This is a genomic window from Pseudomonas sp. LBUM1649 (genome assembly GCF_059716155.1).
This window is the reverse complement of the sequence record NZ_CP166807.1, coordinates 1,297,581-1,324,050: the sequence shown is the minus strand read 5'-3', so window position 1 is coordinate 1,324,050 and position 26,470 is coordinate 1,297,581. Positions and strand designations below refer to the sequence as shown.

Genomic DNA, 26,470 nt, shown 5'->3' with positions numbered 1-26,470 from the left:
TTAAGGATTCAACTGCCGAACGGGGCGCACTTCGACACTGCCGACCCGCGCCGCCGGGATGTTCCCGGCGACCTGGAGGGCTTCGTTGAGGTCCTTGGCATCGATCAGGTAGAAGCCGGCCAACTGCTCCTTGGTTTCGGCGAACGGGCCATCGGTGATCGACATCTTGCCGTTGCGCATGCGCACAGTAGTGGCGGTCTGCACCGACTCAAGCGCCTCGGCGGCGATCATCCGGCCGCTGCCTTGGATCGCTTCGGCATAGGCCATGCACTCCTCGTCCTTGGGGCTCTCCGGCAGCGAATGCAGCACGTGCTCTTCGCTGTAGACCAGGCATAAATACTTCATCGCGCTCTCCTGATTGAACGGATCAACTATGGCTGCAGATTGGCGGTTTCGCGCCGCGAACCGACGATCAGGGTTCCAGGTTGAACAAGGTCGTGCCGCTCGTCATGTCGAACGGGGCCGACCAGTGTTCGTGGACGATGCGCCATTGCCCGGCCTCGCGCCGGTAGCAGGCGGTCACGCGCATCCAGCAGGCCTGGGTCTCGCCCTTCTCATTGGTGCCACCGCAATGGGCTAGCCAGTGGGCGAAGGCGATGTGCTCATCGGCCACGATGTTCATGTGATCGAAGTCGAACTTGTGCTGGCCCTGGCACATTTCCATGCACTCCAGCCAATGCGCGCGATAGGCGGCCTTGCCGCGAAATTGCAGGGCCTTGACGGCGTCGTAAGAGACGATGTCGTCGGCATACAGGGCCATGATTTTCTCGACGTCCTTTGAGATGACCGCCTCACGATAGGTGGCGATCAGGGTCTGGATTTCGTTGGTATCGCTCATGGTGGTTCTCCGTGATTGTTGTTGTGAAGACACCCTTAGTCGTCCGGCGATCCGTCAGATCGACAGTCGAAATAAAAATAATCCATGCACGCAAACTCGCTAGAATCCGAGGCTCATTTCTGTTGGATAAAGGACACTCCAGTGACAGCCCGACTCGTGCCTTACGAAAGCCTGAACGCGCTGCAGCGCCAGCAGGTGGAGGCCATCGAAGTGCATCCGGAACAAATCAGGTTTTCCGGGGACATTCACGGTGCGTTGCACACCCTGTTGTCCAGGCCAGGCCCCGGCGTCAAAGGATTTGCCCTGCTGGCTGATGCGGTGCCCGTAGCCTTTCTGCTGCTGAAACGCCCACCGGTGTTGCCGGCCTGGGCCGACGAGCACAGCGCCACGCTGCATGCATTGCAAGTCGATCAGCGCGCTCAGGGAAGAGGTTATGGCAAGGCTTGCCTGCAAGCGCTGCCTGAGGCCGCGCGTTTGGCCTGGCCGGAAATCAGGGGGCTGGAATTGTCGGTGGATGCCGACAACGACGCCGCCATTGCGTTGTATGCCAAATATGGTTTCGTCGACAGCGGCGAGGCGTACAAGGGGCGGATTGGGTATGAGCGGCGGATGGGCCTGATATTTTAAGGTGGCCCCAATCCCCTGTGTGAGCGAGCTTTTGTGGTGAGGGGATTTATCCCCGTTCGGCTGCGAAGCAGTCGTAAATCCCGTGGATGTGTCCTGTCTGATGCACCTCGATTACAGAGTTTGGGGCCGCTTCGCGACCCAACGGGGCGGTGCGACGTTTCGCTAAATCCCCTCACCACAAAAGCTCGCTCCCACAGGGGATCTGCGTCGGATCAGAGATTGAGCACCATCTCATGCCACGCCATACCGCCATGGTCGGACGCCGATGGCTTGATGTAGGCAAAGCCAAAGCCTGCGTACAACGGAATATGCCGTTCCTTGCACATCAGGTTGATGCTTGCTTTGCCCATCGCGCGCATGCGCTCGATGAACTCGCCCATCAAGCGCTTCGCCAGGCCCTGCCCCTGATAATCCGGGTGCACGACCACCGACATGATCACCACGTGCGGTCCGGCCGGGTCGTGGCCGATCAGCTCCTTGAACGCTTCGTCGGACATTTCCACCTGGAACGCCGCGCCGGAATTGATGAACCCGGCGACCACACCGTCCACTTCAGCGACGATGAAACCCTCGGGCCAGGTGGCGATGCGGGTGGCGATTTTCTCCCGGGTCGCGGCTTCATCGCCTTCGTAGGCAACCGTTTCGATGGCGTAGCAGCGGTCCAGATCAGCGGGCGTGACGTGGCGGATGACGGTGTTCATGGCAGCTCGGAATCAGCGAGGGAAAGGCCGGGGATGATAAATCAGCCTCGGCGCGACATCGAGAGACGAATCAGCTGATCCGCCTCCCGATGCACTTGTCAGCCCTTGAGCGGCAGCCAGAGTTCCAGCTTGCCGGTATTGAGCCTGGGGTTGAAGTCTTCGCTGTAGCGTTCGAATTCCGGGGCGTCCAACAGCTCGCGCCCGGACTGCGGCAGCCACGTACCATGGATGTACTGGAAGGTCTGCGGCAAGGACTCCAGCGGTCCTTTGTGTTCGAACACCACATACTGCTGAGGTTGGACCTCGACCCAGCGGTAGGTTTCCGGCAAATCGTCGAGTTTGCTGATCTCGACGCCAGCGATGTAATCGAAGCCGCCCTTGCCGTCGAAATTGCAGCAGACGCCGTAGGTCACCTCGCTTTTTTGCCCCGGAATTTTGCCGATATGTGGACTGAATTTTTCCCAGAGTTCGGGAATGCCTTCAACATTTTGCTGGGTAAATTGTCCGCCAAGCCCTGCAATCAGCAGGAAGTGTCCGTTTTCGAAGCGGGGTTCCGCCACTTCGACGCGTGTTTGTTCATCCATGGCTCGACTCCTGGAGCTTAAAAGTGGGTTCGGCTGGGAGTATAGAAGCCAAACCCGATTCGCCAAATTACAGCGCGTGCAACTGCTCTGCTGCGCCTGCGCCGACAAACTCGTTGTAGCCAGAAAGGATCACGTACACCGCGAAATAGCAGAAGATCGCCGCCGATGCCATGTAGGAATAGCGCAGCAGTTTGTCGCCGAGCAACTTGCCGCCATGGCTCGCCGCGAAGCACAGGCCTGCGGACCACAACAACCCGGCGCAGAGAAATCCACCCAGGAACAATGCCGAGCTGAGGGCACCGCCGCCACCGGAACGGGCGATCAGCGTGCCGCCTACTGCGGCGAACCAGAGAATCGCGCTGGGCGACGACATGGCTAGAAAAATCCCACGGAAAAATTCCTTGCGATGGGAGTTGTGGCCGACCTCGGCGGTCTCGGCCAACAGCGCCTCATGATGGATTGCCGAATAAATCATCTTCGCCGCGAAGTACACCAGCAGTGCCGAACCACCGATCCAGAGCACCCAGCGCACGGTTTCGTACTGCAGCAACACGGTCATCCCGGCCAGCGCCAGCACGGCGTAGATCAGGTCGCCGACGCAGGTGCCCAGGCCCAGGGCGAAACCTTGAAAATAGCCGCGCTGCATCGCCAGGGTGATCATCGCAATATTGGCCACGCCGATGTCCAGGCACAGCGAAAGGCTCAACAAGAAGCCACTGGTAAATTCCATCTAACCCTTTCCTTCGGAAAAATTTGTTTACGTTGAGGCTGGACAGTCTGCCATAGCTGATCGTACATTCCGCCACAGGTCACCGCAGTGACCAGCGTCGCTCGGACGGTTCCGGGCGCTTACGTTATCCGAGGCAACAATGGCCGAACAAGGTTCGCCGCGCCGCTTTGCGCGCATAGATCGACTCCCCCCTTACGTTTTCAACATCACTGCCGAGCTGAAGATGGCCGCCCGTCGTCGTGGCGAAGACATCATCGACTTGAGCATGGGGAACCCCGACGGCGCCACGCCGCCGCACATCGTCGAAAAACTGGTGACCGTCGCCCAGCGCGAAGACACCCATGGCTACTCCACGTCCAAGGGTATTCCGCGCCTGCGCCGGGCAATTTCCAATTGGTACAAGGAGCGCTACGAGGTCGACATCGATCCGGAAAGCGAAGCCATCGTCACCATCGGTTCCAAGGAAGGCCTGGCGCACTTGATGCTGGCCACCCTCGACCAGGGCGACACCGTGCTGGTGCCCAACCCGAGCTACCCGATCCACATCTACGGTGCCGTGATTGCCGGCGCCCAAGTGCGTTCGGTGCCGCTGGTGCCGGGCGTGGATTTCTTCGCTGAACTGGAACGGGCCATTCGCGGTTCGATCCCGAAACCGAAGATGATGATCCTCGGCTTCCCGTCCAACCCCACCGCCCAGTGCGTGGAACTGGATTTCTTCGAACGGGTGATCGCCCTCGCCAAGCAGTACGATGTGCTGGTGGTGCATGACCTGGCCTACGCCGACATCGTCTACGACGGCTGGAAAGCCCCGTCGATCATGCAGGTGCCCGGCGCCAAGGACATCGCCGTCGAATTCTTCACTCTGTCCAAGAGCTACAACATGGCGGGCTGGCGTATCGGTTTCATGGTCGGCAACCCGGAACTGGTCAACGCCCTGGCACGGATCAAGAGCTACCACGACTACGGCACCTTCACCCCGCTGCAAGTGGCGGCCATTGCGGCGCTCGAAGGCGATCAGCAATGCGTGAAAGACATCGCCGAACAGTATCGGCAGCGCCGTAACGTGCTGGTCAAAGGCCTGCATGAACTGGGCTGGATGGTTGAAAACCCGAAAGCGTCGATGTACGTCTGGGCCAAGATTCCCGAGGCCTACGCGCATCTGGGCTCGCTGGAGTTCGCCAAGAAACTGTTGGCCGAGGCCAAGGTCTGCGTCTCGCCGGGTGTCGGGTTTGGTGAGTATGGGGATGATCACGTGCGCTTCGCGCTGATCGAAAACCAGGACCGGATTCGTCAGGCGGTACGCGGGATTCGCGGAATGTTCCGGGCGGATGGGTTAGCTACCAAATCCAACACCTGACACAAAAACCTGTGGGAGCGAGCTTGCTCGCGATGAGGGCATATCATTCAAAGTAGATGTTGAATGTAAGACCGCCATCGCGAGCAAGCTCGCTCCCACATTGTTTTATGTTCACCTGTGAAATTGACCACCCACAAAAAAACCGCATCGCTGCGGTTTTTTTGTGTTTGGCGAAACGCTTAAACGAACATCGACAACAACAGAATGAAGCCCAGGCCCACCACCGACAGAATGGTCTCCATCGCTGTCCAGGTCTTGAAGGTTTCGGCCACGGTCATGTTGAAGTACTGCTTGACCAGCCAGAAACCGGCGTCATTCACGTGGGACAGGATCAGCGAACCGGCACCGGTCGCCAGCACCAGCAGCTCACGGTTCACACCCGGAATCATCCCCACCACCGGCACCACGATTCCCGCGCCAGTAATGGTTGCCACGGTCGCCGAACCGGTCGCGATGCGGATCACCGCCGCCACCAGCCAGGCCAGCAGAATCGGCGATATCTGTGCATTGACCGCCATGTGGCCGATCACGTCCCCCACGCCGCTGGTCACCAGCATCTGCTTGAAGCCACCACCGGCACCGATGATCAGGATGATCGCGGCGGTCGGCGCGAGGCTCGCATCCAGCCATTTCATCATCTGGCTGGAACCGATGCCCTGCTTGTAGCCGAAGGTATACAGCGACAGTAGCAATGCCAGCAGCAACGCCGAAATCGGGTGACCGATCAGGTCCATGAAGGCGCGGAAGATGTTGCCATCGGGCAGCACTACGTCGGCAAAAGTCTTGAGCAGCATCAGGAACACCGGCAGCAGCACGGTAACCAAAGTGATGCCGAAGCTCGGTAGTTCGGCCGTATCCGATTCGCGCGCCAGTTGATCCACCAGCTCCTGATTCGGATGACCGGGGATGTGCTTGGCAATGAAGGTACCGAAGATCGGGCCGGCAATGATAGCCGTCGGCAACGCAACAATCAGGCCGTACAGAATGGTTTTACCGATGTCGGCACCGAACACGCCAATCGCCAGCAACGGACCCGGGTGCGGTGGCACCAGGCCGTGTACCGCGGAGAGGCCGGCCAGCAGCGGGATACCGATCTTGATGATCGACACGCCGGTGCGGCGGGCGACGATGAACACCAGCGGAATCAGCAGCACGAAGCCGATTTCGAAGAACAGCGGGATGCCGACCAGGAAGGCGGCGAACATCATCGCCCACTGCACCTTGTCTTTACCGAACGCACGAATCAGCGTTTGGGCAATTTGATCCGCCCCGCCCGACTCGGCCATCATTTTGCCGAGCATGGTCCCCAGCGCCAGGATAATCCCGACGAAACCGAGCACGCCGCCAAAGCCATCCTGGAACGCCTTGATGATGGTGCCGATCGGCATGCCGGAGGTCAGCCCGAGGAAAGCGGCAGCGATGATCAGGGCAAGGAAGGGGTGGAGCTTGAACTTGGTGATCAGGACGATAAGCCCGATCACCGTGACCACTGCGTCGAGCAGCAGGAACGTCTCGTGGGACATGCCAAACATTAGGGGTGTCTCCTGGTTGTTGTTGTTATTTAAGCGGGTTAATCAGAAGCCGTACGGACAGCGCTGTCTTTGCAAACACAGTCATACCGCCTGTTTCAGGCCGTTCGCCTGCCACCAGACATGAGCCTGCGCCGCCAGTTGCTCGACACTATGGGTCGAAGCATCCAGCGCCAGGGTCAACGGCTCGCCCACAGGGGATTCGAGGGTGGCGAACTGGCTGTCGATCAGGGTCGACGGCATGAAGTGGCCTGGCCGATGGGAGACACGGTCGGCGGCGACTTCCGGGGTCAGTTCCAGGAACACAAAGCCCAGGCCCGGCAAGGCACTGCGCAGACGTTCGCGGTATATGTGCTTGAGGGCCGAGCAGGTCAGCACCGGGCGCTGGCCCTGGGCATCGATGCGGCGCAGTTCATCGCACAGGCTGTCGAGCCAGCCGGCACGGTCTTCATCGTTCAGGGGAATCCCCGCGCTCATCTTTTCGATATTGGCGGCAGGGTGGAAAGAGTCGCCTTCAATGGCAGTGGCGCCACTCAGTTGGCACAGGGCTTCGCTGACGCACGTCTTGCCGCAACCGGCAACGCCCATGATGACCAGGGCGGTGATGGGATGATTCATGTAACACCTCAGCGCGCAGACAGCGCTACCTTTGCAAGCTATGACACTCGATCAAAAGCAGAAGTTGCCGACGCCTTTCTTGTCATTTTGTGGGTTGCAGCATGTGTGTTCCCAACGCCAAAAAGCGAGGATCAGGCGAACCCCCGCTCACGCATTTGCAGCTGCGTCGAGACAGCGCTACCTTAGTACCTTGAATTTTGTTTGGCAAGCCGTCGATGACTCCAACTAAAAACGATAAAAATACACGCACCACTGGCCGCCCTACCCTGAACGAAGTGGCACGCCTGGCCGGTGTCAGCCCGATTACCGCCTCCCGCGCCCTGCGCGGGGTCAGCACGGTGGCCACCGAACTGGTGGAAAAAGTCCAGAAAGCTGCGCTGGATCTCAACTACGTGGTCAACCCCGCAGCCCGTGCCTTGGCCTCGGCGCAGAGCCATTCGGTGGTGGTGTTGGTGCCGTCCTTGTCCAACCTGCTGTTCATCGACACCCTGGAAGCCATCCATCAGGTGTTGCGCCCCAAGGGCTTCGAAGTGCTGATCGGCAACTTCCATTACTCGCGCGACGAAGAAGAAAACCTGCTGCGCAACTACATGGCCTATCAGCCCCGGGGCTTGCTGCTCACGGGTTTCGACCGAACCGAAAGTTCGCGGCGAATGATCGAAGCCAGCAACATCCCGTGCGTGTACATGATGGAGCTGGACAGTGCTGCCGGGCTCAATTGCGTGGGCTTCTCGCAACTGGCGGCCGGTGAAACGGCAGCCGAGCATTTGCTGTCTCGCGGGCGCAAGCGCCTGGCCTACATCGGCGCGCAGCTGGATCAACGCACCTTGCTGCGCGGTGAAGGTTTCCGCAAAGCACTGAAAAAGGCCGGTCTGTATGACCCGGACCTGGAAGTGCTGACCCCGCGCTCCTCGTCCGTCGGCCTGGGCGGCGAACTGTTTCTGCAACTGCTGGCCAGTCACCCGGATGTCGATGCGATTTTCTTCGGCAACGACGACCTGGCCCAGGGCGCCTTGCTGGAAGCCATGCGTTGCGGGATCAAGATTCCCCAACAGGTGGCGATTCTTGGCTTCAACGATTTGCCGATGTCAGAACACATGGTGCCGCGCCTCAGCAGCATCAACACCCCGCGTGAAGCCATCGGCCGTCGCGCGGCGGAGCAGATGCTGACGCTGATGGCCGGTAATACCGTGGCCAAACCGGTGCAGGACATGGGGTTTGAGTTGAAGGTGCGCGAGAGCACCTGAAGCTAAAATCAAGATCAAAAGATCGCAGCCTGCGGCAGCTCCTACACTTGCATATACGCCACTCTCGTTGGAGTCGTTCCATGGAACACACACTGAAGATTCTGGGAAAAGCCTCGTCGATCAACGTCAGAAAGGTCCTGTGGACCTGCGAGGAGCTGGGCCTTTCCTACGAACGCGAGGATTGGGGCAGCGGATTTGCCTCGACCCACAGCCCTGAGTTTCTCCGGTACAACCCCAACGCGCAGGTACCGGTGATCATCGATGAGGCCGGTGCGCTGTGGGAATCCAACACCATCTGCCGCTACCTGAGCGCCAAGCACCAGCATCACCACACGGAGCTGCTACCCAGCGAACCGGCCGCGCGCGCCCGGGTGGAACAGTGGATGGATTGGCAAGCCACCGATCTCAATTCGTCCTGGAGTTACGCGTTCATGGCGTTGGTGCGCAAGGATCCGGAATTCCAGGATGCACACCGCATCGACGTCGGCGTGCGCGGCTGGAACCAGAAAATGGCGATCCTCGAACATCAGCTCGCGACCACCAAAGCGTATGTCGCCGGGGCAAAATTCACCGTGGCCGACATTGTCATCGGCCTCTCGGTCAACCGCTGGCTGATGACGCCCATGGAGCGCCCCGACTATTCGGCCGTCGACGAGTATTTCAAACGCCTGGCGCAACACCCCGGCTTCCTCAAACACTGCTGTAACGGCCTGCCTTGAGCGACTTCCGATAGCGAGAAAGACCAAAGGTGTCGATCAGTTCAACTGCAAGGTCGAGTTGAACTGGCTGATCGCGTCCACCACATGTCGCGATCCCTGTTGAATCTCCAGAATCACCTCCCCCGCCTCGTTCGCCAGTTCCACGCCCAGCCCGGTTCGACTCAGGCTCGACTGCATGCTCGACACCGCACTCAATGACAGGTCGTGGTTCTTGCGCACCACATCGACAATTTCCAGGGTGGCCTGGCTGGTGCGTGCGGCAAGATTGCGCACTTCATCGGCCACCACGGCAAACCCTCGCCCATGCTCACCCGCGCGGGCCGCTTCGATGGCGGCGTTGAGCGCCAGCAAAACAGGCTGTGATGCTGACCGACGATTTCATTGAGCGAATACTGCGTGGTTTTCAGGAAGTTTTCGTTTGCCGTGATTACTCGGCCTTCGGGGGTGAACTCGATCACGGCCATGGAGCGACCAAGGGCGGCGAGCCTGCTTTCGTTTTCGTGTTCCTTGATGACCCGTTCGGAAATGTCGGTGGCCACCTTGATCACGCTGCGCACCTGCCGGTCCGGACCAAACACCGGCATGTAGCTGGCTTCGAGCCAGATCTCCTTGCCGCTCTTGTCCAAGCGCAGAAAGGTTCCGCTGATCGGTTCGCCCCGGGCCAGATCACGCCACAATTTGGCGTACTCCTCACTGCGGTAAAACGCCTCTTCACAGAATATCCGGTGATGTTTGCCGCGCACTTCGTCGGCGCTGTAACCCAGGGTGCTGCAAAAATTCTCGTTGGCCTCGAGGATGATGCCATCGGGGGTAAATTCAATCATTGCCATTGAACGACTGACAGCGGCAAGCTTGGCGTTGGCCTCGGTCAGCGCGCAGCTGAAACGTTCGATTTCCAGCAGGTCAGCCTTGTGATGCAGGTTAAACATGGTCGTATCACCTATGCGCGTTTATGAAAGTTGCTGATCTTTCAAATTCACCACTACGTTCAACAGAACAGGCACACGCGTTCCTCCAAAGAGGAGGAATCCATCAGGTGATAGGTGATGTTCGATCGGAGGGGGTCCTTATCGCGACACTCTTATCAAGACATCCTTTCTCTTGATAGCCCGGGGTCGGGCCAGCCCTAACGTGCTCATAAGCGAACTCCATTTCCGGACAACTCCCAGCAAGTGTGTCGGTGCCTTGGATTGCGCACTCTGGCAACCTGGTTCGATTTTCCACGCCCTGCGCCTCAGGATAGACGTAGGCCTCCGGCTTGCAAGGCCACTAGTCGGCCAGTATTGAGGACAAAATCGGTTCAGCGAGCGTCAGACTAGTCCGACCGTCAGCCTGCTCTTTTACTGGGCAAACAACATGAACATGGGCGCGAACGCAATACTCACGATCCGGTCGTTATTCTCGATCAGTCGTCCCTGTGAATTGATCTCTGTCCAGGTGCCGACGATGCGGGCATCTTCAGGAATGCTGAACGGACAACAGCCCTTGCCCAGGCTCACCTCCCTGATATTGCTCATCACCATGTTGCCCCTCGCGTCAGGCCCATCCACACCGAAGATCTTTACTGAGCCGGTCTTGTTGTTGTGCTGCCAGGAGGAGACCTGGACGCTCATATCGTAGTCGGACAGATTGACGGGCCGGCTTTTCGCCGTACTGAGCAACGACAATTTCCTGCCTGCAAAATCCGCAGCGGTCCAGAGACAGATGTAACCGTAATCACAGCTGCGATCTGACTGACCTGCGTCGCCGGGAACCGGGAACGTCAGTACAGCGGCACCATCGTCATAGACCACTTGAGTGGGACTGATTTGCTGGCCTCCCGATTTTCGACTGAGCTGGCGGTCGATTTGTTGTTGCACACGACTTTTTGCTCAGTCGTCATGCCGGGCTCAAACAACGCATAGGGGCTGCGCTCGACCGTCGCCTGTTTCGCCGAAAAGAACAGTGCGCCGATACCGAGGCAAAGTGAGACGAAAGCAACCAGCCATTTGCTGTTCATGTAGAAACTCCGATCGCCAGGAACGCTGAGCACATTCAGCGTGAGCAGGAAATCAGCGTCTCTTCAGCACATTTGATTGTCTACTGTCAGAAATAACAGGCTCGACGGATGGCGCCATCAGGCCGGTTGTTGAAATAACCCCGCGCCGCGCTTGCGCGGCCCCCTCCTGCTCACTAACGTAGCGGCTTTATTGCGCGCCGCCGCCTCTACCCCGCAGGAGCTTTGCCATGGCCTCGCCAGCCCTTTCACATTTTCTACCCCGGTTCGGCGTTGCCGCAGCAGTGGCGGGTGTCTTGAGCCTGACCGGTTGTCAGAGTTTCGATGCCCAGGACACCCTCCCGCCCACCTCCGGCGTGCAGCCGCTCAAAGGGCTGGCGCAGAATGTTTCGGTGCGACGCAATGCCATGGGCATGCCGTTGATCGAAAGCAACACTTTCCACGACGCACTCTTCGCCCTGGGCTATGTGCACGCCAGTGATCGCATCACCCAGATGGTCACCCTGCGCTTGCTCGCCCAGGGGCGATTGGCCGAGATGCAGGGGGCGGACCTGTTGGACGCTGACCGCTATATGCGCGCGGTCAACCTGAAGAAAAACGCCAGCGAGTTGTACAAGGCCTCTTCACCGCGGCTCAAGCGCTTCTTCGAAGTCTATGCCCGCGGGGTCAACGCCTATCTGTTCCGCTACAGCGACAAGCTGCCTGCCGACCTCGTCGCCACCGGGTACAAGCCCGAGTACTGGAAGCCGGAAGATTCGGCGCTGATTTTCTGCCTGCTCAACTTCAGTCAGTCAGCCAACCTGCCCGAGGAAATTGCCTCGCTGGTGCTGGCCCAGACCGTCACCACCGACAAACTGCCCTGGCTGAGCCCTTCCGCCCCGGATGAAAAACTGCCGCTGGCCGAAAGTGAAAAGCTGCAAGGCATCAAGCTCAGCGGGCAGGTACCGGGGCTGGCTGACATCAGCAAGGCCACCGGCCAGCTATCCGACCTGAACCTGTTGGGCGCCACTTCATCGAACAACTGGGCCATTGCTCCGCAGCGCAGCCGCAGCGGTAAAAGCCTGCTGGCCAGCGACAGCCATGGCCCGATGGGCGTGCCGGCCCTGTTCAGCTACGTGCAGATCCGCGCACCGAAGTATCAGGCTAGCGGTGTGACCATCGCCGGGTTGCCGATGTTCCTGGGCGGGTTCAACGGCAAAGTGGCCTGGAGCATGACGAGCGTCATGGGCGATAACCAGGACCTGTTCCTGGAAAAAATCAAACGCCAGGGTAATGGGCTGTCCTACGAAACCGCTGGCAAGTGGCAGCCGGCGATCGTGCGCAACGAAACCTACTTCGTCAAAGGCCAGCGGCCGATTCGCGAAGCCGTGTTCGAAACCCGCCACGGCCCCCTGCTCAACAGTGCCCAGGGCTTGGCCCAGGGCAGCGGTTTCGGCCTGGCCTTGCAAACGCCGAACTTTACCGACGACAAGAGCCTTGACGCATTCTTTGACCTGTCCCGTGCGCAGAACGTCGAGAAAGCGTCGGACGCCAGCCGCGAGATTCGCGCCATTGCTCTGAACCTGGTGTTTGCCGATGCCAGCAACATTGGCTGGCAAGTCACCGGTCGCTATCCGAACCGCCGCGAAGGCGAAGGCCTGCTGCCCTCGCCTGGCTGGGAGGGACGTTACGATTGGGACGGTTACGCCGACCCAATGCTGCACCCCTACGATCAGGACCCGGGCCAGGGCTGGCTCGGCACCGCCAACCAGCGGGTCATTCCCCATGGCTATGGCATGCAGCTGTCCAATTCCTGGTCGGCACCGGAACGTGGCGAGCGCCTGGCCGAACTGGCCGGCGTGGGCAAACATGACACCCGTAGCCTGATCGCCATGCAGTACGACCAGACCACCACGTTCGCCGCCAAACTGAAGAAAATGTTCGAAGCACCGGGGATGACACAGCCGCTCAAGCAGGCCATCGAGGCCTTGCCCGTGGCGGACCGTGGCAAGGCTCGCGAGGCCTTGACCCGCTTGATGGCGTTTGACGGCAAGCTCAGCCCGACCTCCGCCGACGCGGCAATCTACCAGCTGTTCCTGCAGGAAAGCACCCGACAGATTTTCCTCGATGAATTGGCGCCGCAAGGCAGCCCGGCGTGGCAAGCCTTCATAGCCAATGGCACGTTGTCTTACGCGGCGCAGGCCGATCACTTGCTGGGGCGTGAAGACAGTCCGTTCTGGGATGATGTGCACACAGCGCAAAAAGAAGACAAACCGGCGATCCTCGCCCGCAGCCTGGCAGCAGCGATCACCGCAGGCGACAGTCAGTTGGGCGGCGATCATAAAGCCTGGCAGTGGGGCAAACTTCACCGCTATGAGTGGAAGAACGCCAGTGGCCAGACCGTGCGCGGTCCGCAGCCGGCCGGCGGCGACCACACCACCCTCAACACGGCCGCGTACGCCGTGGGCCAGGACTTCAACACGACGCGGGTGCCGGCCATGCGCTTGATCGTCGACTTCGGCCAGCCCGAACCGTTGATGGGCCAGATCGCCACTGGCCAGTCCGGCAACCCGGCCAGCCCGAACTACCTCAACAGTATCGAGCCGTGGCTGAAGGGGCAGTACCAGAGCCTGCCGATGCAGCCGCAGAACTTTGACAAGGTGTACGGGAACAAGCGCTTGACCCTGACGCCTGGAAAATAAGGAGAGCATTCCCCTGTAGGAGCAATGCTTGCTCGCGATGGTCGTGAACGATAACGCACCATTTCTGAATGATCGCGTCGTTCGTACATCGATCGCGAGCAAGCATTGCTCCTACCGGGGAACGAGCACTTCGTTAACCTATAAAATCCCGATAGAACTTCTCCCCCCGCGCCAGCCTCCTAGCTAACAAGCCCCTCCACTTGGATAGCAACGTGGACCTTGTCATCGCGCGTTCCGAAGGCTTGTACTGCCCCGCGGGCGATTTCTACATTGATCCGTGGCGGCCGGTCGAGCGCTCGGTCATCACCCACGCCCATGGCGACCATGCACGTACCGGCAACCAGCATTATCTGGCCGCGGCGCCCGGTGAAGGGATTCTGCGCGCGCGACTGGGCCAGGAAATCAACCTGCAAACCCTGGCGTATGGCGAGCGGCTACTGCATCACGGCGTCACCCTGAGTTTCCACCCCGCCGGCCACGTACTCGGCTCGGCTCAGGTGCGCCTGGAATATGGTGGGGAAGTCTGGGTGGCGTCAGGGGACTACAAGATCGAACCCGATGGCACCTGCGCCGCTTTCGAGCCCGTGCGCTGTCACACCTTCATCACCGAGTCGACATTCGGCCTGCCGATCTATCGCTGGCAGCCGCAGGCGCAGGTCTTTGCCGAGATCAATCAGTGGTGGCAAGCCAATGCCGCGCAAGATAAAGCCAGCGTGCTGTTCTGCTATTCCTTCGGCAAGGCCCAGCGCATTCTCCACGGCATTGATGCCAGCCTCGGTCCCATCCTGACGCATGGCGCGGTGGAGCCGCTGAACCGTGTCTATCGTGAGGCCGGTATAGACCTGCCACCGACGCTCTACGCCGGCGACTTCCAGAAGAGCGATCCGATCCTGCGCAAAGCGCTGGTCATCGCTCCACCTTCCGCCGGTGGCAGCACCTGGATGCGCCGCTTCGGTGACTACAGCGACGGCTTCGCCAGCGGCTGGATGCGGTTACGCGGAGCGCGTCGGCGACGCGGTGTGGATCGCGGTTTCGTGTTGTCCGATCACGCTGACTGGCCGGGTTTGCTCTGGGCCATTGAACAGACTGGCGCTGAACGGGTGATGGTCACTCACGGTTCTGTCGCGGTATTGGTGCGCCACCTGCGTGAACAAGGCCTCGATGCCCAGGGCTTCAGCACCGAGTACGGTGACGAAGAGGAGGCATCGGCGGCCGAAGCCGAGAGCGTCGAGGCGCTGCCATGAAGGCTTTCGCCCAGTTGTACGCCGAGCTCGATGCCACGACATCGAGCAACGCCAAGCTGGCGGCGATGCAGCATTATTTTGCTCAGGCGGCACCGGAAGATGCCGCGTGGGCGGTGTACTTTCTGTCCGGAGGACGACCCAGGCAATTGGTGCCGGTGCGCGTCTTGCGTGAGTTGGCAGTAGCGTATTCCGGGCTTTCAGCGTGGCTGTTCGAAGAAAGCTACCAGGCGGTGGGCGATATGGCGGAAACCATTTCCCTGGTGCTGCCGGAAATGCCTTACCGCTCCAGCGACGGCCTGGCGGTGTGGATCGAAGACAAACTGCTGCCCTTGCGCGGCGAATCCCCGCAGGTGCTCGCCGAACGCCTGCCCGTTCTCTGGTCGCAACTGGACCGTCCCAGCCTGATGCTGTGCATCAAATTGATCACCGGCAGCTTTCGCGTCGGTGTCTCCAAGTTGCTGGTGACCCGAGCCCTGGCCTCCATGGCTGACCTGGACAGCAAGCGCGTGGCCCAGCGAATGGTGGGTTACACCGACCTGTCCAACCGGCCGAGTGCCGCCAGCTATTTGAAGTTGATTGCCGCACAATCCCCCGACGAGCATGCGCAACGCGGCGGTCAGCCGTATCCGTTTTTCCTCGCCCATGCCTTGGCACAACCGGTCGAACAATTCGAAGCGCTGCTCGGTGCCGCCAGCCAGTGGCAGGTCGAATGGAAGTGGGACGGCATCCGGGCCCAGATCGTCAAACGCGAGGGGCGCCTGTGGATCTGGTCTCGGGGTGAAGAGTTGGTCACCGATCGCTTTCCTGAATTTGCCAGCCTGATCCACTGCCTGCCCGACGGCACCGTGATCGATGGGGAAATCGTCGCCTGGAAACCCGTTCAATCGGGGACCGAAGATGCCTTCGATCCGCCCCAGGATTCCCCCTGCGTGCAACCTTTCGCCCTGTTGCAGCAGCGGATCGGCCGGAAAAACCTCACCCGCAAGATTCTCAATGACGTGCCGGTGGTTGTCCTCGCTTATGACTTGCTGGAATGGGAAGGTACGGACTGGCGCAACCAACCGCAAAGCCGGCGGCGCAGTCAATTGGAGCAGGTGATCGCCCAGGGCAACAACCCACTGCTGCTCGCCTCGCCCTTGTTGACCGGCGAAGACTGGTTCGACCTCGCCCGGCAGCGGGAAGCATCGCGCAGGCTCGGGGTCGAAGGCATGATGCTCAAGGCTCGGGACGCGCTCTACGGCGTCGGTCGCACCAAGGACATGGGAGTCTGGTGGAAATGGAAAGTCGACCCGTTCAGTGTCGACGCGGTGCTGATTTATGCGCAACGCGGTCATGGCCGCCGGGCCAGCCTCTACAGCGATTACACCTTCGCCGTCTGGGACGCTCCACCCGACGCCAGCGAGCGAGCGCTGGTGCCGTTTGCCAAGGCCTATTCGGGGTTGACCGATGAGCAAATGCGCCAGGTCGACAACATCGTGCGTAGAACCACGGTGGAAAAATTCGGCCCGGTGATCAGCGTCAAGCCGAGCCTGGTGTTTGAACTGGGCTTCGAGGGCATTGCCTTGTCCAAGCGGCACAAAAGCGGAATTGCGGTGCGGTTTCCGCGGATGTTGCGCTGGCGCCAGGACAAATCGGTCGAAGAGGCTGATCATCTGGGTACGTTGCAGGATTTGCTCGGTTAACCCAAATTTTGAGGCATTGAAGGAGGTCCTGTGGTGAGGGGATTCATCCCCGTTGGGTTGCGCAGCAACCCCTGATGGGACTGCTGCGCAGTCCAACGGGGATAAATCCCCTCGCCACAGGAAAGCTCCCTCGCCACAGAAATGCGCTCGGCCTTGATCCAGAAACGTGCGGGCTTTTCATGACGCCCATTTTCGTGCACTAATCCCCTCCGGCAATTTCCCGAAAACCTTTTAAACGCTTGTTCGGCATTATGGTTCGGAAATTGCTACTTTCATTAGGGCTTACGCTTACCAGTAACAATAATTCTGCGCCACAAGCGCTCATATTGGTTCTTAGGGATTGAATAATGAAAAAAGCATTGCTGACCCTTTCTGCACTGGCGTTGTGCGTGGCAGCCGGTTCCGCGCTGGCAAAGGAATACAAGGAATTGCGTTTTGGTGTTGACCCTTCCTACGCGCCGTTCGAGTCGAAAGCGGCCGACGGCAACCTGGTAGGCTTCGACATCGATCTGGGGAACGCGATCTGCGCCGAGCTGAAGGTCAAGTGTAAATGGGTCGAAAGCGATTTCGACGGCATGATTCCTGGCCTCAAGGCCAATAAATTCGACGGCGTGATCTCTTCGATGACCGTCACCCCAGCCCGCGAAAAGGTCATCGACTTCTCCAACGAGCTGTTCTCCGGCCCAACCGCCTACGTGTTCAAAAAAGGTTCCGGCCTGACCGAAGACGTCGCTTCGCTCAAAGGCAAGACCGTCGGCTACGAGCAAGGCACCATCCAGGAAGCCTACGCCAAGGCTGTGCTGGATAAGGCCGGTGTGAAGACCCAGGCCTATCAGAACCAGGACCAGGTGTATTCCGACCTGACTTCCGGCCGTCTCGACGCCGCAATCCAGGACATGCTGCAAGCCGAACTGGGCTTCCTGAAGTCGCCAAAAGGCGAAGGCTACGAAGTCAGCAAGCCGGTCGACAGCGAACTGCTGCCAGCCAAGACGGCAGTCGGTATTAAGAAAGGTAACACCGAGCTGAAAGCACTTTTGGATAAAGGTATCAAAGCGTTACACGATGATGGCACCTACGCCACCATTCAGAAGAAACACTTTAGCGATCTGAACCTGTACAGCGGCAAGTAATGCCCGGCGCCCATCTCGAGATGGGCGCTTTTTTCATCCGATCAGGTTGCTGATTTATGTTCGAAAACCTCTTACAAAATCTGGGGCTCTCCGCCTTCAGCCTCAAGGGCTTTGGCCCGCTGCTGATGGAAGGCACCTGGATGACCATCAAGTTATCGGCGATGTCGCTGCTGGTGGCCGTATTGCTCGGCCTGCTCGGCGCCAGTGCCAAGCTGTCAAAAGTCAAATTGCTGCGCCTGCTTGCCCAGTGCTACACCACGCTGATACGCGGGGTGCCGGACCTGGTGCTGATGCTGCTGATCTTCTACAGCCTGCAAACCTGGCTGACGTCGCTCACCGATTACATGGAATGGGAATACATCGAGATCAACCCGTTCAGCGCCGGGGTACTGACCCTGGGCTTCATTTACGGCGCGTACTTCACCGAAACCTTCCGCGGCGCCATCCTCTCCGTGCCTCGCGGCCAAGTCGAAGCGGCCACCGCCTACGGGCTCAAGCGCGGCCAGCGTTTCCGCATCGTAGTGTTTCCGCAAATGATGCGCTTTGCCCTGCCGGGTATCGGCAACAACTGGATGGTCATGCTCAAGGCCACTGCACTGGTGTCGATCATCGGCCTCGCCGACCTGGTCAAGGCTGCCCAGGATGCGGGTAAAAGCAGCTATCAACTGTTCTACTTCCTGGTGCTCGCCGCCCTGATCTACCTGGTGATCACCAGTGCCTCCAACGTCATTCTGCGCTGGCTCGAACGCCGCTACGCCGCCGGTACCCGGGAGGCCGTACGATGATCGAACTCCTGCAGGAATACTGGAAACCCTTTCTCTACAGCGACGGCAACAACATCACTGGCCTGGCCATGACCATGTGGTTGCTCAGTGCGTCGATTTTCATCGGCTTCATCGTCTCGATTCCACTGTCGATCGCCCGGGTTTCACCGCACTTCTACATTCGCTGGCCGGTGCAGTTCTACACCTACCTGTTCCGCGGCACGCCTTTGTATATCCAGCTGCTGATCTGCTACACCGGGATCTACAGCCTGGCCGCCGTGCGCGCGCAACCGGTGCTCGACAGTTTCTTCCGCGATGCGATGAACTGCACCATCCTGGCGTTCGCGCTGAACACCTGCGCCTACACCACGGAGATTTTCGCCGGGGCGATCCGCAGCATGGCCCACGGTGAAGTCGAAGCAGCCAAGGCCTACGGCCTGACAGGCTGGAAGCTGTATGCCTACGTGATCATGCCTTCGGCCCTGCGTCGCTCGTTGCCTTACTACAGCAACGAAGTGATCCTGATGCTGCACTCGACCACCGTGGCGTTCACCGCGACCATCCCGGACATCCTGAAAGTCGCTCGGGACGCCAACTCGGCGACCTTCCTGACCTTCCAGTCGTTTGGCATCGCCGCGCTGATCTACCTGACCGTCACCTTTGCGCTGGTCGGCCTGTTCCGCCTCGCCGAACGCCGATGGCTGGCCTTCCTCGGGCCGACTCACTAGGACCCGCTTCGGGAAACAAGACAAATGCGCCACCAGATACACGACCTGCTGGCCCCACTGCCGGGGACCACACGACAGATCCACAGTTTTCACTTCGGGCCGCAACCGGCCACCGGCAAGATCTACATCCAGTCGTCCCTGCACGCCGATGAAATGCCCGGCATGCTGGTGGCGTGGCACCTCAAGCAACGCCTGGCGGAGCTGGAAGCCGCCGGCCGGCTGCGCAGCGAAATCGTCCTGGTGCCCGTGGCCAACCCGGCGGGCCTGGAACAGGTGCTGATGGATGTACCGCTGGGCCGCTATGAGCTCGAAAGCGGGCAGAACTTCAACCGCTGGTTCGTCGATTTGAGCGAACAGGTGGGCAACGCGATCGAAGGCCAACTCGGCGACGACCCGCAGCGCAACCTCGAACTGATCCGCAACAACCTGCGCCATGCATTGGCGCGGCAGACCGCCAGCACCCAGTTGCAATCCCAGCGCCTGACCCTGCAACGGCTGGCCTGCGATGCCGACATGGTGCTGGACCTGCATTGCGATTTCGAGGCTGTTGCCCACCTGTACACCACGCCCGAGGCCTGGCCGCAGGTCGAGCCGCTGGCCCGCTACATCGGTGCCCAAGCCAGTCTGCTGGCTACCGATTCCGGAGGTCAGTCGTTCGATGAATGCTTCACCCTGCTCTGGTGGCAGTTGAAAGAGCGCTTCGGCGAGCAGTTCGACATTCCCCCGGGCAGTTTCTCGGTCACCGTCGAACTGCGCGGCCAGGGCGACGTCAACCACCAACTGGCCAGCCTCGACAGTCAGGCACTGATCGATTACCTGATTGATTTCGGCGCGATTGCCGGTGAGTCGGCGCCATTGCCCGACCTGCCCTACCCGGCCACCCCCCTGGCTGGGGTGGAACCTGTGGCGACGCCGGTCGGCGGCTTGCTGGTGTTCAGTGCGCTACCGGGGCAATACCTGGAGGCCGGGCAACTGATCGCCGAAATCATTGACCCGATCAGCGACCGTGTCACGCCAGTCCATTGCACGGCCGCCGGCTTGATGTACGCCCGCTCGCTGCGCCGCATGGCCACGGCTGGCATGGTGATCGCCCACGTCGCGGGCGCCGAAGCCTATCGCAGCGGCTACCTACTTTCGCCTTGAGGATGCATGCTCCATGTACAAACTGACCATTGAAGGCCTGCATAAAAGCTATGGCGATCATGAGGTGCTCAAGGGCGTTTCGCTCAAGGCCAACACGGGCGACGTCATCAGCCTGATCGGTGCCAGCGGCTCCGGAAAAAGTACCTTCCTGCGCTGCATCAATTTCCTCGAACAGCCCAACGACGGTGCCATGAGCCTCGACGGCCAGGCCATCCGCATGATCAAGGATCGCCACGGCAAGCACGTGGCCGATGCCGATGAACTGCAACGAATCCGCACCCGCCTGGCCATGGTGTTCCAGCATTTCAACCTGTGGAGCCACATGACGGTGCTGGAAAACATCACCATGGCCCCGCGCCGGGTGCTGGGCTGCAGCAAGCAGGAAGCCGAAGACCGCGCCCGACGTTACCTCGACAAGGTGGGGCTGGCGGCTCGGGTGGCCGACCAGTACCCGGCGTTCCTGTCCGGTGGCCAGCAACAACGGGTGGCGATTGCTCGCGCGTTGGCCATGGAGCCGGAAGTGATGCTGTTTGATGAACCGACCTCGGCGCTGGACCCGGAACTGGTGGGTGAAGTGCTGAAGGTGATCCAGGGCCTGGCCGAAGAAGGCCGGACAATGATCATGGTCACCCACGAAATGAGCTTCGCACGCAAAGTGTCGAGCCAGGTGTTGTTCCTGCACCAGGGCCTGGTGGAGGAAGAAGGCGCGCCGGAGGACGTGCTGGGCAACCCGAAGAGCGAGCGTCTGAAACAGTTCCTCAGCGGCAACCTGAAGTAGCCGTTCAGCCCTTGAAACGGGAGCCAGGCTGACTGGCTTCCGTCACTCAACTTGCTTCGTGCTCCAACCTGAAGCTGCCGTTTTCCACCTCGATGCCTTCGGCATCCAGGCCACAGAAACTTCCGGCAAACTGTGCGTCGCCCCCCACCGTCAACTCCAGCGACCCTCGATACAGCTCCGCTTCCGAGCTGCCCGTCACATGAATGATCATGGGGGAGCGCTCACTCAGCCCCAGAGGAAACCTGCCACTCTCGATACCCTGCGGCAGATAGACATAAAACGCTTTGTCCTGACCATTGCTCGCGCCAAGGCAGTGAAGGCCTGGCTGCTCGAAATAATCGAGCGTTGGCGCTGCTCGAAACGCCAGGGGCCCACTCGCCGTGAGCAAATCGGCGCGCAAATGCCCAGCACGAACTGACTTCATCTGAATTTTCCTTTTCATTTTCATGGACTGGCTGTCAGCCTTTGCAAAACGCCGCAGTGCGAACAGAGCAGCGATAAAACCACGGCCAATCGGCCAATAGGTTTCAATGACAAACACAGTTATTTCCGAATATGAGAAGCGCGTCGAAGGCGCGGCGGGAAGTGTGGCGGGCCATCCGTTTGATTAAACCTTTGCCAGGCCGGTGTGGTCATTGAAAGAAGCCTTTCAGAGCGCACACGGCCCGAATGGGAACCCACAACGACTTCGCAAAACGCTGGTTTCCCGCTCGCGACTGGAAGCCATTCGAGTTTCAGAAACAGGTATGGGCGGCCGTCAAGTGCGGGCAGTCCGGGTTGCTCCACGCCAGCACCGGCGCTGGCAAGACCTATGCGATCTGGTTCGGCGCGCTCAATCGCTTCGCCCACTGCTCACCTGCGGTTGAAACACCACGCAAACGCAAACCTGTGGCCGCCCCCCTGACCGTATTGTGGATAACCCCGATGCGCGCCTTGGCAGCGGACACCGCCCGCGCGCTGCAAGGGCCGCTGCTCGACTTGCAGATACCGTGGAGCGTCGGCCTGCGCACGGGAGATACCAGCAGCAGTGAACGTGCGCGCCAGAGCCGACGTCTGCCAACCGCACTGATTACCACCCCGGAAAGCCTGACGTTGATGCTCGCCCGAGCCGACGCACAAACAGCACTCTCGACATTACGCATGGTCGTGGTCGACGAATGGCACGAATTGCTCGGCAACAAGCGCGGCGTGCAACTGCAACTGGCCCTCGCCCGTCTGCGCCGATGGAATCCGCAATTGATCGTGTGGGGCGTTTCCGCGACGCTGGGCAATCAGGACCACGCCGAGCAGGTATTGATCCCACAGGGAGGCGGCATCAGCGTTCAAGGCAAGGCCAGCAAGGGGTTGCGGGTCGACACTCTGTTACCACCCGCCATCGAGCGTTTTCCATGGGCCGGGCACATCGGGCTGAAAATGTTGCCGCAGGTCGTCGCAGAAATAGAGTCCAGCCCCAGCAGCCTGGTATTTACCAATACTCGCGCGCAATCCGAGATCTGGTATCAGGCGTTACTGGACGCGCGCCCTGATTGGGCCGGGTTGATCGCCTTGCACCACAGTTCACTGTCGCGGGACACCCGTGACTGGGTGGAACGCGCCCTCAAGGACGGTCAACTCAAAGCGGTGGTGTGCACCTCCAGCCTGGATCTGGGTGTGGATTTCCTGCCGGTGGAACGGGTGCTGCAAGTTGGCTCGGCCAAAGGTGTGGCGCGGCTGATGCAGCGTGCGGGTCGTTCGGGGCATGCACCGGGGCGAATTTCCCGGGTGACGCTGGTGCCGACGCACAGCCTGGAGCTGATCGAAGCCGCAGCGGCACAGGACGCGGTAGCGCAGCGACTGATCGAACCTCGAAAGTCACCCCATAAACCGTTGGATGTGCTGGTTCAGCATCTGGTCAGCATGGCGCTGGGCGGTGGGTTTGTGCCCGATCAGTTGTACGAAGAGGTACGCGCAGCCTGGGCCTATCGTGATCTCACCGTGGCGGACTGGACCTGGGCGTTGGCTTTCGTACGCCATGGCGGACTGTCCCTGACAGCCTATCCGGATTACCGCCGCGTCGAGCCGGATGAACAGGGAATCTGGCGTGTGCCCGATGCGCGATTGGCCCGACGCCACCGCATGAGCATCGGCACGATTGTCAGCGATGCGAGCATTCAGTTGAAGTTCTGGAGCAAGAGCGGCGGTGGCAAACAACTGGGCAGTGTTGAAGAAGGTTTCATCGCACGGCTCAAACCGGGTGACGGTTTTCTGTTTGCCGGACGGCTGCTGGAGCTGGTGCGCGTGGAAAACATGACCGCCTATGTCAAACGCAGCACCGTGAAGAAAGCCGCGGTACCGCGCTGGAATGGCGGGCGGATGCCACTTTCCAATGAACTGGCGCAAGCGGTGGTCGCGCGTTTCAGTGCGGCGGCACGCGGCGAGTTCAGCGGCCCGGAAATGCAGGCACTGCGCCCGCTGCTGGAGGTGCAGCAACGCTGGTCTGGCTTGCCAACGACGGAATCGTTGCTGGCCGAGGCGCTGAAATCCCGTGAGGGCTGGCATCTGTTCCTTTATCCCTTCGCCGGCCGCCAGGTGCATCTTGGCCTGGGGAGTTTGCTGGCGTGGCGAGTCAGTCAGCAGCAGGCTGTGACGTTTTCCATCGCGGTCAATGATTACGGGCTGGAACTGCTCAGCGCCACCCCCGTGGATTGGGCGCAGGTATTGAACCCGGAGTTGTTGAGTCCAGAGCATTTGCTCAGGGATGTACTCGCCAGTCTGAATGCCGGAGAGCTGGCCTTGCGGCGCTTTCGGGAAATCGCCCGGATCGCCGGGCTGGTGTTCGCCGGCTACCCCGGCGCACCGAAAAGCACACGTCAGGTTCAAGCCTCGAGCGGGTTGTATTTCGAAGTGTTCAAACAGTACGACGCGGGAAATCTGCTATTGGCTCAGGCCGGCGAAGAAGTCCTACGGGAAGAACTGGATATTCAGCGCCTGGAAGGAACGATGGCGCACATCAGTCGACTCAGTCTCGACCTGCATCAAGTCAAACGCCCTACGCCCCTCGGATTTCCACTGCTGGTGGAACGTATGCGAGAGAGTATGAGTTCGGAAAAGCTCGCCGACCGCATCAGACGCATGGTCAGCGACCTTGAGAAAACCGCCGGAACAGGGAAAGCCTGATGAGTACGGCCTACCCCGTGCGACTGGCCGGTGAGGAACTTTGGCTGCTGCCGGAAAAAGCCCTCTACTGGCCTGCTCAACAAGCCTTGTTGATCGCCGACGTGCATTTCGGCAAGGCCGCCGCTTACCGAAGCCTTGGCCAACCGGTACCCCGAGGCACCACCAGCCGCAATATCGCCGTGCTCGACGGACTGCTGGCCACCCTGCCCTGCCGACAGCTGATTTTCCTCGGCGACTTTCTTCACGGTCCGGGCTCCCATGCCACCGCCACGCTGAAAGCCTTGGCTGACTGGCGAACACGCAACGCCGAGCTGCCCGTGACGCTGATTCGCGGCAACCACGACAAGCGTGCGGGGGATCCGCCGGCCTCGTTGAACATTCGTGTGGTGCCTGAGCCTTTGCTGCTGGGGCCGTTCGCTTTGCAGCACGAACCCGAGCCGCATCCGGATCGGCATGTGCTCGCCGGTCACGTGCATCCGGTCTATCGGCTCAATGGTCGGGGTCGGCAGAGCCTGCGGCTGGCATGTTTCAGACTTGGCGAGGAAATCAGCCTGCTACCGGCCTTCGGCGCATTTACCGGTGGGTATCAGGTTGAACGAGACAATGACTGCAGGATTTTTGTCGTTGGCGACAACGAAATATGGCCAGTGTCCCTGTAGGAGCAAAGCTTGCTCGCGATGGACGTTAACGGTGACGAGGACTGCCTGGAAAAACCCGTTGCCATTACGTCCATCACGAGCAAGCTTGGCTCCTACAGGATCTCAGACCACCGGCGCGGGAGGCGGCTCGTCGGGCAGGGTCGGCTCACCGGGTTCGGTCGGTTGTTCGTTGGGGGTATCGGGATCAGGTTGGCCGGGGATGCCACCGGTCATGCTGATTGGCGGATGTGCCAACAAGGACCAGGCCAAAACGCCAACCTGATTGGGCTCAAGCCTTGCCAGTTCGGCACTTATTCGTGGGTCGATCTTCATAAAGCACTCCTGGGCGATGGCCCGACCCGCCTTGCGCGAATCGGAACAGTACATTCAATAGAGTGTACGCTCGCCCAGGAATTCCCACGGTTCGTCAGACGGCTGACTCAGGTGCGTGGCAGGGTGACGCCACGCTGGCCCTGATACTTGCCGCCACGGTCCTTGTAGGAGACTTCGCACTCTTCGTCAGACTCGAGGAACAGCATCTGCGCCACGCCTTCGTTCGCGTAGATTTTCGCCGGCAGATTGGTGGTGTTGGAGAACTCCAGGGTCACGTGACCTTCCCACTCAGGCTCGAGCGGCGTGACGTTGACGATGATCCCGCAGCGCGCGTAGGTGCTTTTACCCAGGCAAATGGTCAATACGTTGCGCGGGATGCGGAAGTATTCGACGGTGCTGGCCAGGGCGAAGGAGTTCGGCGGAATGATGCACACGTCACTGTGGATGTCGACGAAGCTGCCAGCATCGAAGTTTTTCGGGTCGACGATAGCTGAATTGATGTTGGTGAACACCTTGAAGTGATTGGTGCAACGCACATCGTAGCCGTAGCTGGACACGCCGTAGGAGATCACGCGGCTATCGTCGCTGCCGCGCATCTGGCGCTCGACGAAAGGCTCGATCATGCCGTGTTCCTGCGCCATGCGGCGAATCCACTTGTCCGATTTGATGCTCATGGCGGGTGTCCTGAATAGCGAGGTCGAAAAATTCTGTCCGGCATCTTACCGGGCGCGCCGCCGGGTTCAAAGTCCGCGCTGCAATTCCCGCCGAACAGGCAGCAATTACGGGCGATGGCGACGAAGCGTCACACCGTCGATCCTTAAAATAGAGAAACCTTCGCAAGAAGCATTGGCACGCTCCGGAAAAAGGGTTAAGGTGACGTCACTGTGCTGCTTGTGTCACTGAGAATCTCTACACGATATGTTGAATTTCGATCCAACCATCTACAAGAATTTTTCCTGCTCTTTGCACTCAGTCTCGGCCAGGGTTCTTCCTGAGTCGCAGTTATCTTTGTTCAAGGAGTTACACCATGTCTAATCGCCAAACCGGTACCGTTAAGTGGTTCAACGATGAAAAAGGCTTCGGCTTCATCACTCCACAATCCGGTGACGACCTGTTCGTTCACTTCAAAGCTATCCAATCCGACGGCTTCAAAAGCCTGAAAGAAGGCCAACAGGTTTCTTTCATCGCTACCCGCGGTCAGAAAGGCATGCAAGCTGAAGAAGTTCAAGTTATCTAACTTGTACTTG

Annotated in this window: 27 protein-coding genes and 2 pseudogenes; 15 read left to right on the top strand and 14 right to left on the bottom strand. The window is 59.9% G+C overall.

Annotated elements, in window-relative coordinates; genetic code table 11:
• Together ACA058_RS05985 and ACA058_RS05980 are read right to left on the bottom strand one after the other, a co-directional pair.
• A complete protein-coding gene (locus ACA058_RS05985) occupies nucleotides 1-345 on the bottom strand; it encodes a YciI family protein (RefSeq protein WP_497638268.1) in 345 nt (114 codons plus the stop codon).
• A 67-nt stretch (nucleotides 346-412) separates the two neighbouring features.
• Nucleotides 413-838 (bottom strand): YybH family protein, encoded by a 426-nt coding sequence (locus tag ACA058_RS05980; protein ID WP_497638267.1) that lies wholly within the window; start codon nucleotides 836-838, stop codon nucleotides 413-415.
• 141 nt (nucleotides 839-979) lie between these two features.
• On the opposite strand from ACA058_RS05980, the gene ACA058_RS05975 reads away from it, so the two are divergent.
• Nucleotides 980-1,465, top strand: coding sequence for a GNAT family N-acetyltransferase (locus tag ACA058_RS05975; protein WP_497638266.1), 486 nt, complete (start codon nucleotides 980-982; stop codon nucleotides 1,463-1,465).
• 212 nt (nucleotides 1,466-1,677) lie between these two features.
• On the opposite strand, the gene ACA058_RS05970 is transcribed toward ACA058_RS05975, so the two are convergent.
• The 3 genes from ACA058_RS05970 to ACA058_RS05960 all read right to left on the bottom strand — a co-directional run bounded on the left by ACA058_RS05970 (nucleotide 1,678) and on the right by ACA058_RS05960 (nucleotide 3,480).
• A complete protein-coding gene (locus ACA058_RS05970) occupies nucleotides 1,678-2,166 on the bottom strand; it encodes a GNAT family N-acetyltransferase (RefSeq protein WP_497638265.1) in 489 nt (162 codons plus the stop codon).
• A 98-nt stretch (nucleotides 2,167-2,264) separates the two neighbouring features.
• Nucleotides 2,265-2,750: a GyrI-like domain-containing protein gene (locus ACA058_RS05965; protein ID WP_497638264.1), complete on the bottom strand. Its 486-nt coding sequence runs from the start codon at nucleotides 2,748-2,750 to the stop codon at nucleotides 2,265-2,267.
• A gap of 67 nt (nucleotides 2,751-2,817) precedes the next feature.
• Nucleotides 2,818-3,480, bottom strand: coding sequence for a LysE family translocator (locus ACA058_RS05960; RefSeq protein ID WP_497638263.1), 663 nt, complete (start codon nucleotides 3,478-3,480; stop codon nucleotides 2,818-2,820).
• A 139-nt stretch (nucleotides 3,481-3,619) separates the two neighbouring features.
• On the opposite strand from ACA058_RS05960, the gene alaC reads away from it, so the two are divergent.
• A complete protein-coding gene (alaC, locus tag ACA058_RS05955; RefSeq protein WP_497638262.1) occupies nucleotides 3,620-4,837 on the top strand; it encodes an alanine transaminase in 1,218 nt (405 codons plus the stop codon).
• A gap of 179 nt (nucleotides 4,838-5,016) precedes the next feature.
• Here the strand turns inward: alaC and ACA058_RS05950 are convergent, their stop codons facing one another.
• Entirely contained in the window at nucleotides 5,017-6,369 is a 1,353-nt protein-coding gene (locus ACA058_RS05950) for a GntP family permease (RefSeq protein ID WP_497638261.1), read from the bottom strand.
• A gap of 81 nt (nucleotides 6,370-6,450) precedes the next feature.
• A complete protein-coding gene (locus ACA058_RS05945) occupies nucleotides 6,451-6,984 on the bottom strand; it encodes a gluconokinase (protein ID WP_497638260.1) in 534 nt (177 codons plus the stop codon).
• A gap of 215 nt (nucleotides 6,985-7,199) precedes the next feature.
• On the opposite strand from ACA058_RS05945, the gene gntR reads away from it, so the two are divergent.
• Both gntR and ACA058_RS05935 read left to right on the top strand, forming a co-directional pair.
• A complete protein-coding gene (gene gntR, locus ACA058_RS05940; RefSeq protein WP_497638259.1) occupies nucleotides 7,200-8,231 on the top strand; it encodes an HTH-type transcriptional regulator GntR in 1,032 nt (343 codons plus the stop codon).
• 80 nt (nucleotides 8,232-8,311) lie between these two features.
• The gene (locus tag ACA058_RS05935; protein WP_497638258.1) at nucleotides 8,312-8,950 is read left to right on the top strand and encodes a glutathione S-transferase family protein; all 639 of its coding nucleotides are present in this window, start codon (nucleotides 8,312-8,314) and stop codon (nucleotides 8,948-8,950) included.
• Between the two features lie 36 nt (nucleotides 8,951-8,986).
• Here ACA058_RS05935 and ACA058_RS05930 read toward each other — a convergent pair.
• From ACA058_RS05930 to ACA058_RS05915, 4 genes and pseudogenes are all read right to left on the bottom strand, one after another.
• Nucleotides 8,987-9,316: pseudogene (locus ACA058_RS05930) on the bottom strand (methyl-accepting chemotaxis protein); the annotation flags it as partial.
• 14 nt (nucleotides 9,317-9,330) lie between these two features.
• Nucleotides 9,331-9,774, bottom strand: a pseudogene (locus tag ACA058_RS05925) (PAS domain-containing protein); the annotation flags it as partial.
• Nucleotides 9,775-10,290: 516 nt separating this feature from the next.
• A complete protein-coding gene (locus ACA058_RS05920; RefSeq protein ID WP_497638257.1) occupies nucleotides 10,291-10,743 on the bottom strand; it encodes a peptidase inhibitor family I36 protein in 453 nt (150 codons plus the stop codon).
• Entirely contained in the window at nucleotides 10,713-10,949 is a 237-nt protein-coding gene (locus tag ACA058_RS05915) for a hypothetical protein (protein ID WP_497638256.1), read from the bottom strand. The genes ACA058_RS05920 and ACA058_RS05915 overlap by 31 nt, the downstream gene beginning before the upstream one ends.
• 227 nt (nucleotides 10,950-11,176) lie before the next feature.
• Here ACA058_RS05915 and ACA058_RS05910 point away from each other — a divergent pair, with 227 nt between their 5' ends.
• From ACA058_RS05910 to ACA058_RS05875, 8 genes are all read left to right on the top strand, one after another.
• On the top strand, nucleotides 11,177-13,627 hold the full coding sequence (locus ACA058_RS05910) for a penicillin acylase family protein (RefSeq protein ID WP_497638255.1): 2,451 nt from the start codon (nucleotides 11,177-11,179) through the stop codon (nucleotides 13,625-13,627).
• 212 nt (nucleotides 13,628-13,839) lie between these two features.
• Nucleotides 13,840-14,871, top strand: a complete 1,032-nt coding sequence (locus tag ACA058_RS05905) for a ligase-associated DNA damage response exonuclease (protein WP_497638254.1) — start codon at nucleotides 13,840-13,842, stop codon at nucleotides 14,869-14,871.
• Nucleotides 14,868-16,553 (top strand): ATP-dependent DNA ligase, encoded by a 1,686-nt coding sequence (locus ACA058_RS05900; RefSeq protein WP_497638253.1) that lies wholly within the window; start codon nucleotides 14,868-14,870, stop codon nucleotides 16,551-16,553. Before ACA058_RS05905 ends, ACA058_RS05900 begins: the two co-directional genes overlap by 4 nt.
• Before the next feature lie 347 nt (nucleotides 16,554-16,900).
• Nucleotides 16,901-17,683, top strand: coding sequence for a transporter substrate-binding domain-containing protein (locus ACA058_RS05895; protein WP_497638252.1), 783 nt, complete (start codon nucleotides 16,901-16,903; stop codon nucleotides 17,681-17,683).
• Nucleotides 17,684-17,739: 56 nt separating this feature from the next.
• Nucleotides 17,740-18,468, top strand: coding sequence for an ABC transporter permease (locus ACA058_RS05890; protein ID WP_497638251.1), 729 nt, complete (start codon nucleotides 17,740-17,742; stop codon nucleotides 18,466-18,468).
• Nucleotides 18,465-19,175: an ABC transporter permease gene (locus tag ACA058_RS05885; protein WP_497638250.1), complete on the top strand. Its 711-nt coding sequence runs from the start codon at nucleotides 18,465-18,467 to the stop codon at nucleotides 19,173-19,175. The genes ACA058_RS05890 and ACA058_RS05885 overlap by 4 nt, the downstream gene beginning before the upstream one ends.
• A 24-nt stretch (nucleotides 19,176-19,199) precedes the next feature.
• A complete protein-coding gene (locus ACA058_RS05880) occupies nucleotides 19,200-20,318 on the top strand; it encodes a succinylglutamate desuccinylase/aspartoacylase family protein (RefSeq protein WP_497638249.1) in 1,119 nt (372 codons plus the stop codon).
• Nucleotides 20,319-20,331: 13 nt separating this feature from the next.
• A complete protein-coding gene (locus tag ACA058_RS05875; protein ID WP_497638248.1) occupies nucleotides 20,332-21,096 on the top strand; it encodes an ABC transporter ATP-binding protein in 765 nt (254 codons plus the stop codon).
• Between the two features lie 46 nt (nucleotides 21,097-21,142).
• Here the strand turns inward: ACA058_RS05875 and ACA058_RS05870 are convergent, their stop codons facing one another.
• Nucleotides 21,143-21,637, bottom strand: a complete 495-nt coding sequence (locus ACA058_RS05870; RefSeq protein ID WP_497638247.1) for a hypothetical protein — start codon at nucleotides 21,635-21,637, stop codon at nucleotides 21,143-21,145.
• A gap of 128 nt (nucleotides 21,638-21,765) precedes the next feature.
• Between ACA058_RS05870 and ACA058_RS05865 the strand changes: the two genes are divergently transcribed.
• Both ACA058_RS05865 and pdeM read left to right on the top strand, forming a co-directional pair.
• Nucleotides 21,766-24,252: a ligase-associated DNA damage response DEXH box helicase gene (locus ACA058_RS05865; RefSeq protein WP_497638246.1), complete on the top strand. Its 2,487-nt coding sequence runs from the start codon at nucleotides 21,766-21,768 to the stop codon at nucleotides 24,250-24,252.
• Nucleotides 24,252-24,911, top strand: coding sequence for a ligase-associated DNA damage response endonuclease PdeM (gene pdeM, locus ACA058_RS05860; protein WP_497638245.1), 660 nt, complete (start codon nucleotides 24,252-24,254; stop codon nucleotides 24,909-24,911). Before ACA058_RS05865 ends, pdeM begins: the two co-directional genes overlap by 1 nt.
• A 102-nt stretch (nucleotides 24,912-25,013) precedes the next feature.
• Here the strand turns inward: pdeM and ACA058_RS05855 are convergent, their stop codons facing one another.
• Together ACA058_RS05855 and dcd are read right to left on the bottom strand one after the other, a co-directional pair.
• Nucleotides 25,014-25,223 (bottom strand): hypothetical protein, encoded by a 210-nt coding sequence (locus tag ACA058_RS05855; protein ID WP_497638244.1) that lies wholly within the window; start codon nucleotides 25,221-25,223, stop codon nucleotides 25,014-25,016.
• 107 nt (nucleotides 25,224-25,330) lie between these two features.
• On the bottom strand, nucleotides 25,331-25,897 hold the full coding sequence (dcd, locus tag ACA058_RS05850; RefSeq protein ID WP_007940589.1) for a dCTP deaminase: 567 nt from the start codon (nucleotides 25,895-25,897) through the stop codon (nucleotides 25,331-25,333).
• 353 nt (nucleotides 25,898-26,250) lie between these two features.
• Here dcd and ACA058_RS05845 point away from each other — a divergent pair, with 353 nt between their 5' ends.
• Nucleotides 26,251-26,460, top strand: coding sequence for a cold-shock protein (locus ACA058_RS05845; protein WP_002554837.1), 210 nt, complete (start codon nucleotides 26,251-26,253; stop codon nucleotides 26,458-26,460).
• Nucleotides 26,461-26,470 lie beyond the last annotated feature (10 nt).

Coding starts and splice junctions, on each gene's coding strand:
- ACA058_RS05985 (WP_497638268.1), bottom strand. CDS start 345: ATGAAGTATTTATGCCTGGTCTACAGCGAAGAGCACGTGCTGCATTCG.
- ACA058_RS05980 (WP_497638267.1), bottom strand. CDS start 838: ATGAGCGATACCAACGAAATCCAGACCCTGATCGCCACCTATCGTGAG.
- ACA058_RS05970 (WP_497638265.1), bottom strand. CDS start 2,166: ATGAACACCGTCATCCGCCACGTCACGCCCGCTGATCTGGACCGCTGC.
- ACA058_RS05965 (WP_497638264.1), bottom strand. CDS start 2,750: ATGGATGAACAAACACGCGTCGAAGTGGCGGAACCCCGCTTCGAAAAC.
- ACA058_RS05960 (WP_497638263.1), bottom strand. CDS start 3,480: ATGGAATTTACCAGTGGCTTCTTGTTGAGCCTTTCGCTGTGCCTGGAC.
- alaC (WP_497638262.1), top strand. CDS start 3,620: ATGGCCGAACAAGGTTCGCCGCGCCGCTTTGCGCGCATAGATCGACTC.
- ACA058_RS05950 (WP_497638261.1), bottom strand. CDS start 6,369: ATGTTTGGCATGTCCCACGAGACGTTCCTGCTGCTCGACGCAGTGGTC.
- ACA058_RS05945 (WP_497638260.1), bottom strand. CDS start 6,984: ATGAATCATCCCATCACCGCCCTGGTCATCATGGGCGTTGCCGGTTGC.
- gntR (WP_497638259.1), top strand. CDS start 7,200: ATGACTCCAACTAAAAACGATAAAAATACACGCACCACTGGCCGCCCT.
- ACA058_RS05935 (WP_497638258.1), top strand. CDS start 8,312: ATGGAACACACACTGAAGATTCTGGGAAAAGCCTCGTCGATCAACGTC.
- ACA058_RS05915 (WP_497638256.1), bottom strand. CDS start 10,949: ATGAACAGCAAATGGCTGGTTGCTTTCGTCTCACTTTGCCTCGGTATC.
- ACA058_RS05910 (WP_497638255.1), top strand. CDS start 11,177: ATGGCCTCGCCAGCCCTTTCACATTTTCTACCCCGGTTCGGCGTTGCC.
- ACA058_RS05900 (WP_497638253.1), top strand. CDS start 14,868: ATGAAGGCTTTCGCCCAGTTGTACGCCGAGCTCGATGCCACGACATCG.
- ACA058_RS05895 (WP_497638252.1), top strand. CDS start 16,901: ATGAAAAAAGCATTGCTGACCCTTTCTGCACTGGCGTTGTGCGTGGCA.
- ACA058_RS05890 (WP_497638251.1), top strand. CDS start 17,740: ATGTTCGAAAACCTCTTACAAAATCTGGGGCTCTCCGCCTTCAGCCTC.
- ACA058_RS05885 (WP_497638250.1), top strand. CDS start 18,465: ATGATCGAACTCCTGCAGGAATACTGGAAACCCTTTCTCTACAGCGAC.
- ACA058_RS05880 (WP_497638249.1), top strand. CDS start 19,200: ATGCGCCACCAGATACACGACCTGCTGGCCCCACTGCCGGGGACCACA.
- ACA058_RS05875 (WP_497638248.1), top strand. CDS start 20,332: ATGTACAAACTGACCATTGAAGGCCTGCATAAAAGCTATGGCGATCAT.
- ACA058_RS05865 (WP_497638246.1), top strand. CDS start 21,766: ATGGGAACCCACAACGACTTCGCAAAACGCTGGTTTCCCGCTCGCGAC.
- pdeM (WP_497638245.1), top strand. CDS start 24,252: ATGAGTACGGCCTACCCCGTGCGACTGGCCGGTGAGGAACTTTGGCTG.
- ACA058_RS05855 (WP_497638244.1), bottom strand. CDS start 25,223: ATGAAGATCGACCCACGAATAAGTGCCGAACTGGCAAGGCTTGAGCCC.
- dcd (WP_007940589.1), bottom strand. CDS start 25,897: ATGAGCATCAAATCGGACAAGTGGATTCGCCGCATGGCGCAGGAACAC.
- ACA058_RS05845 (WP_002554837.1), top strand. CDS start 26,251: ATGTCTAATCGCCAAACCGGTACCGTTAAGTGGTTCAACGATGAAAAA.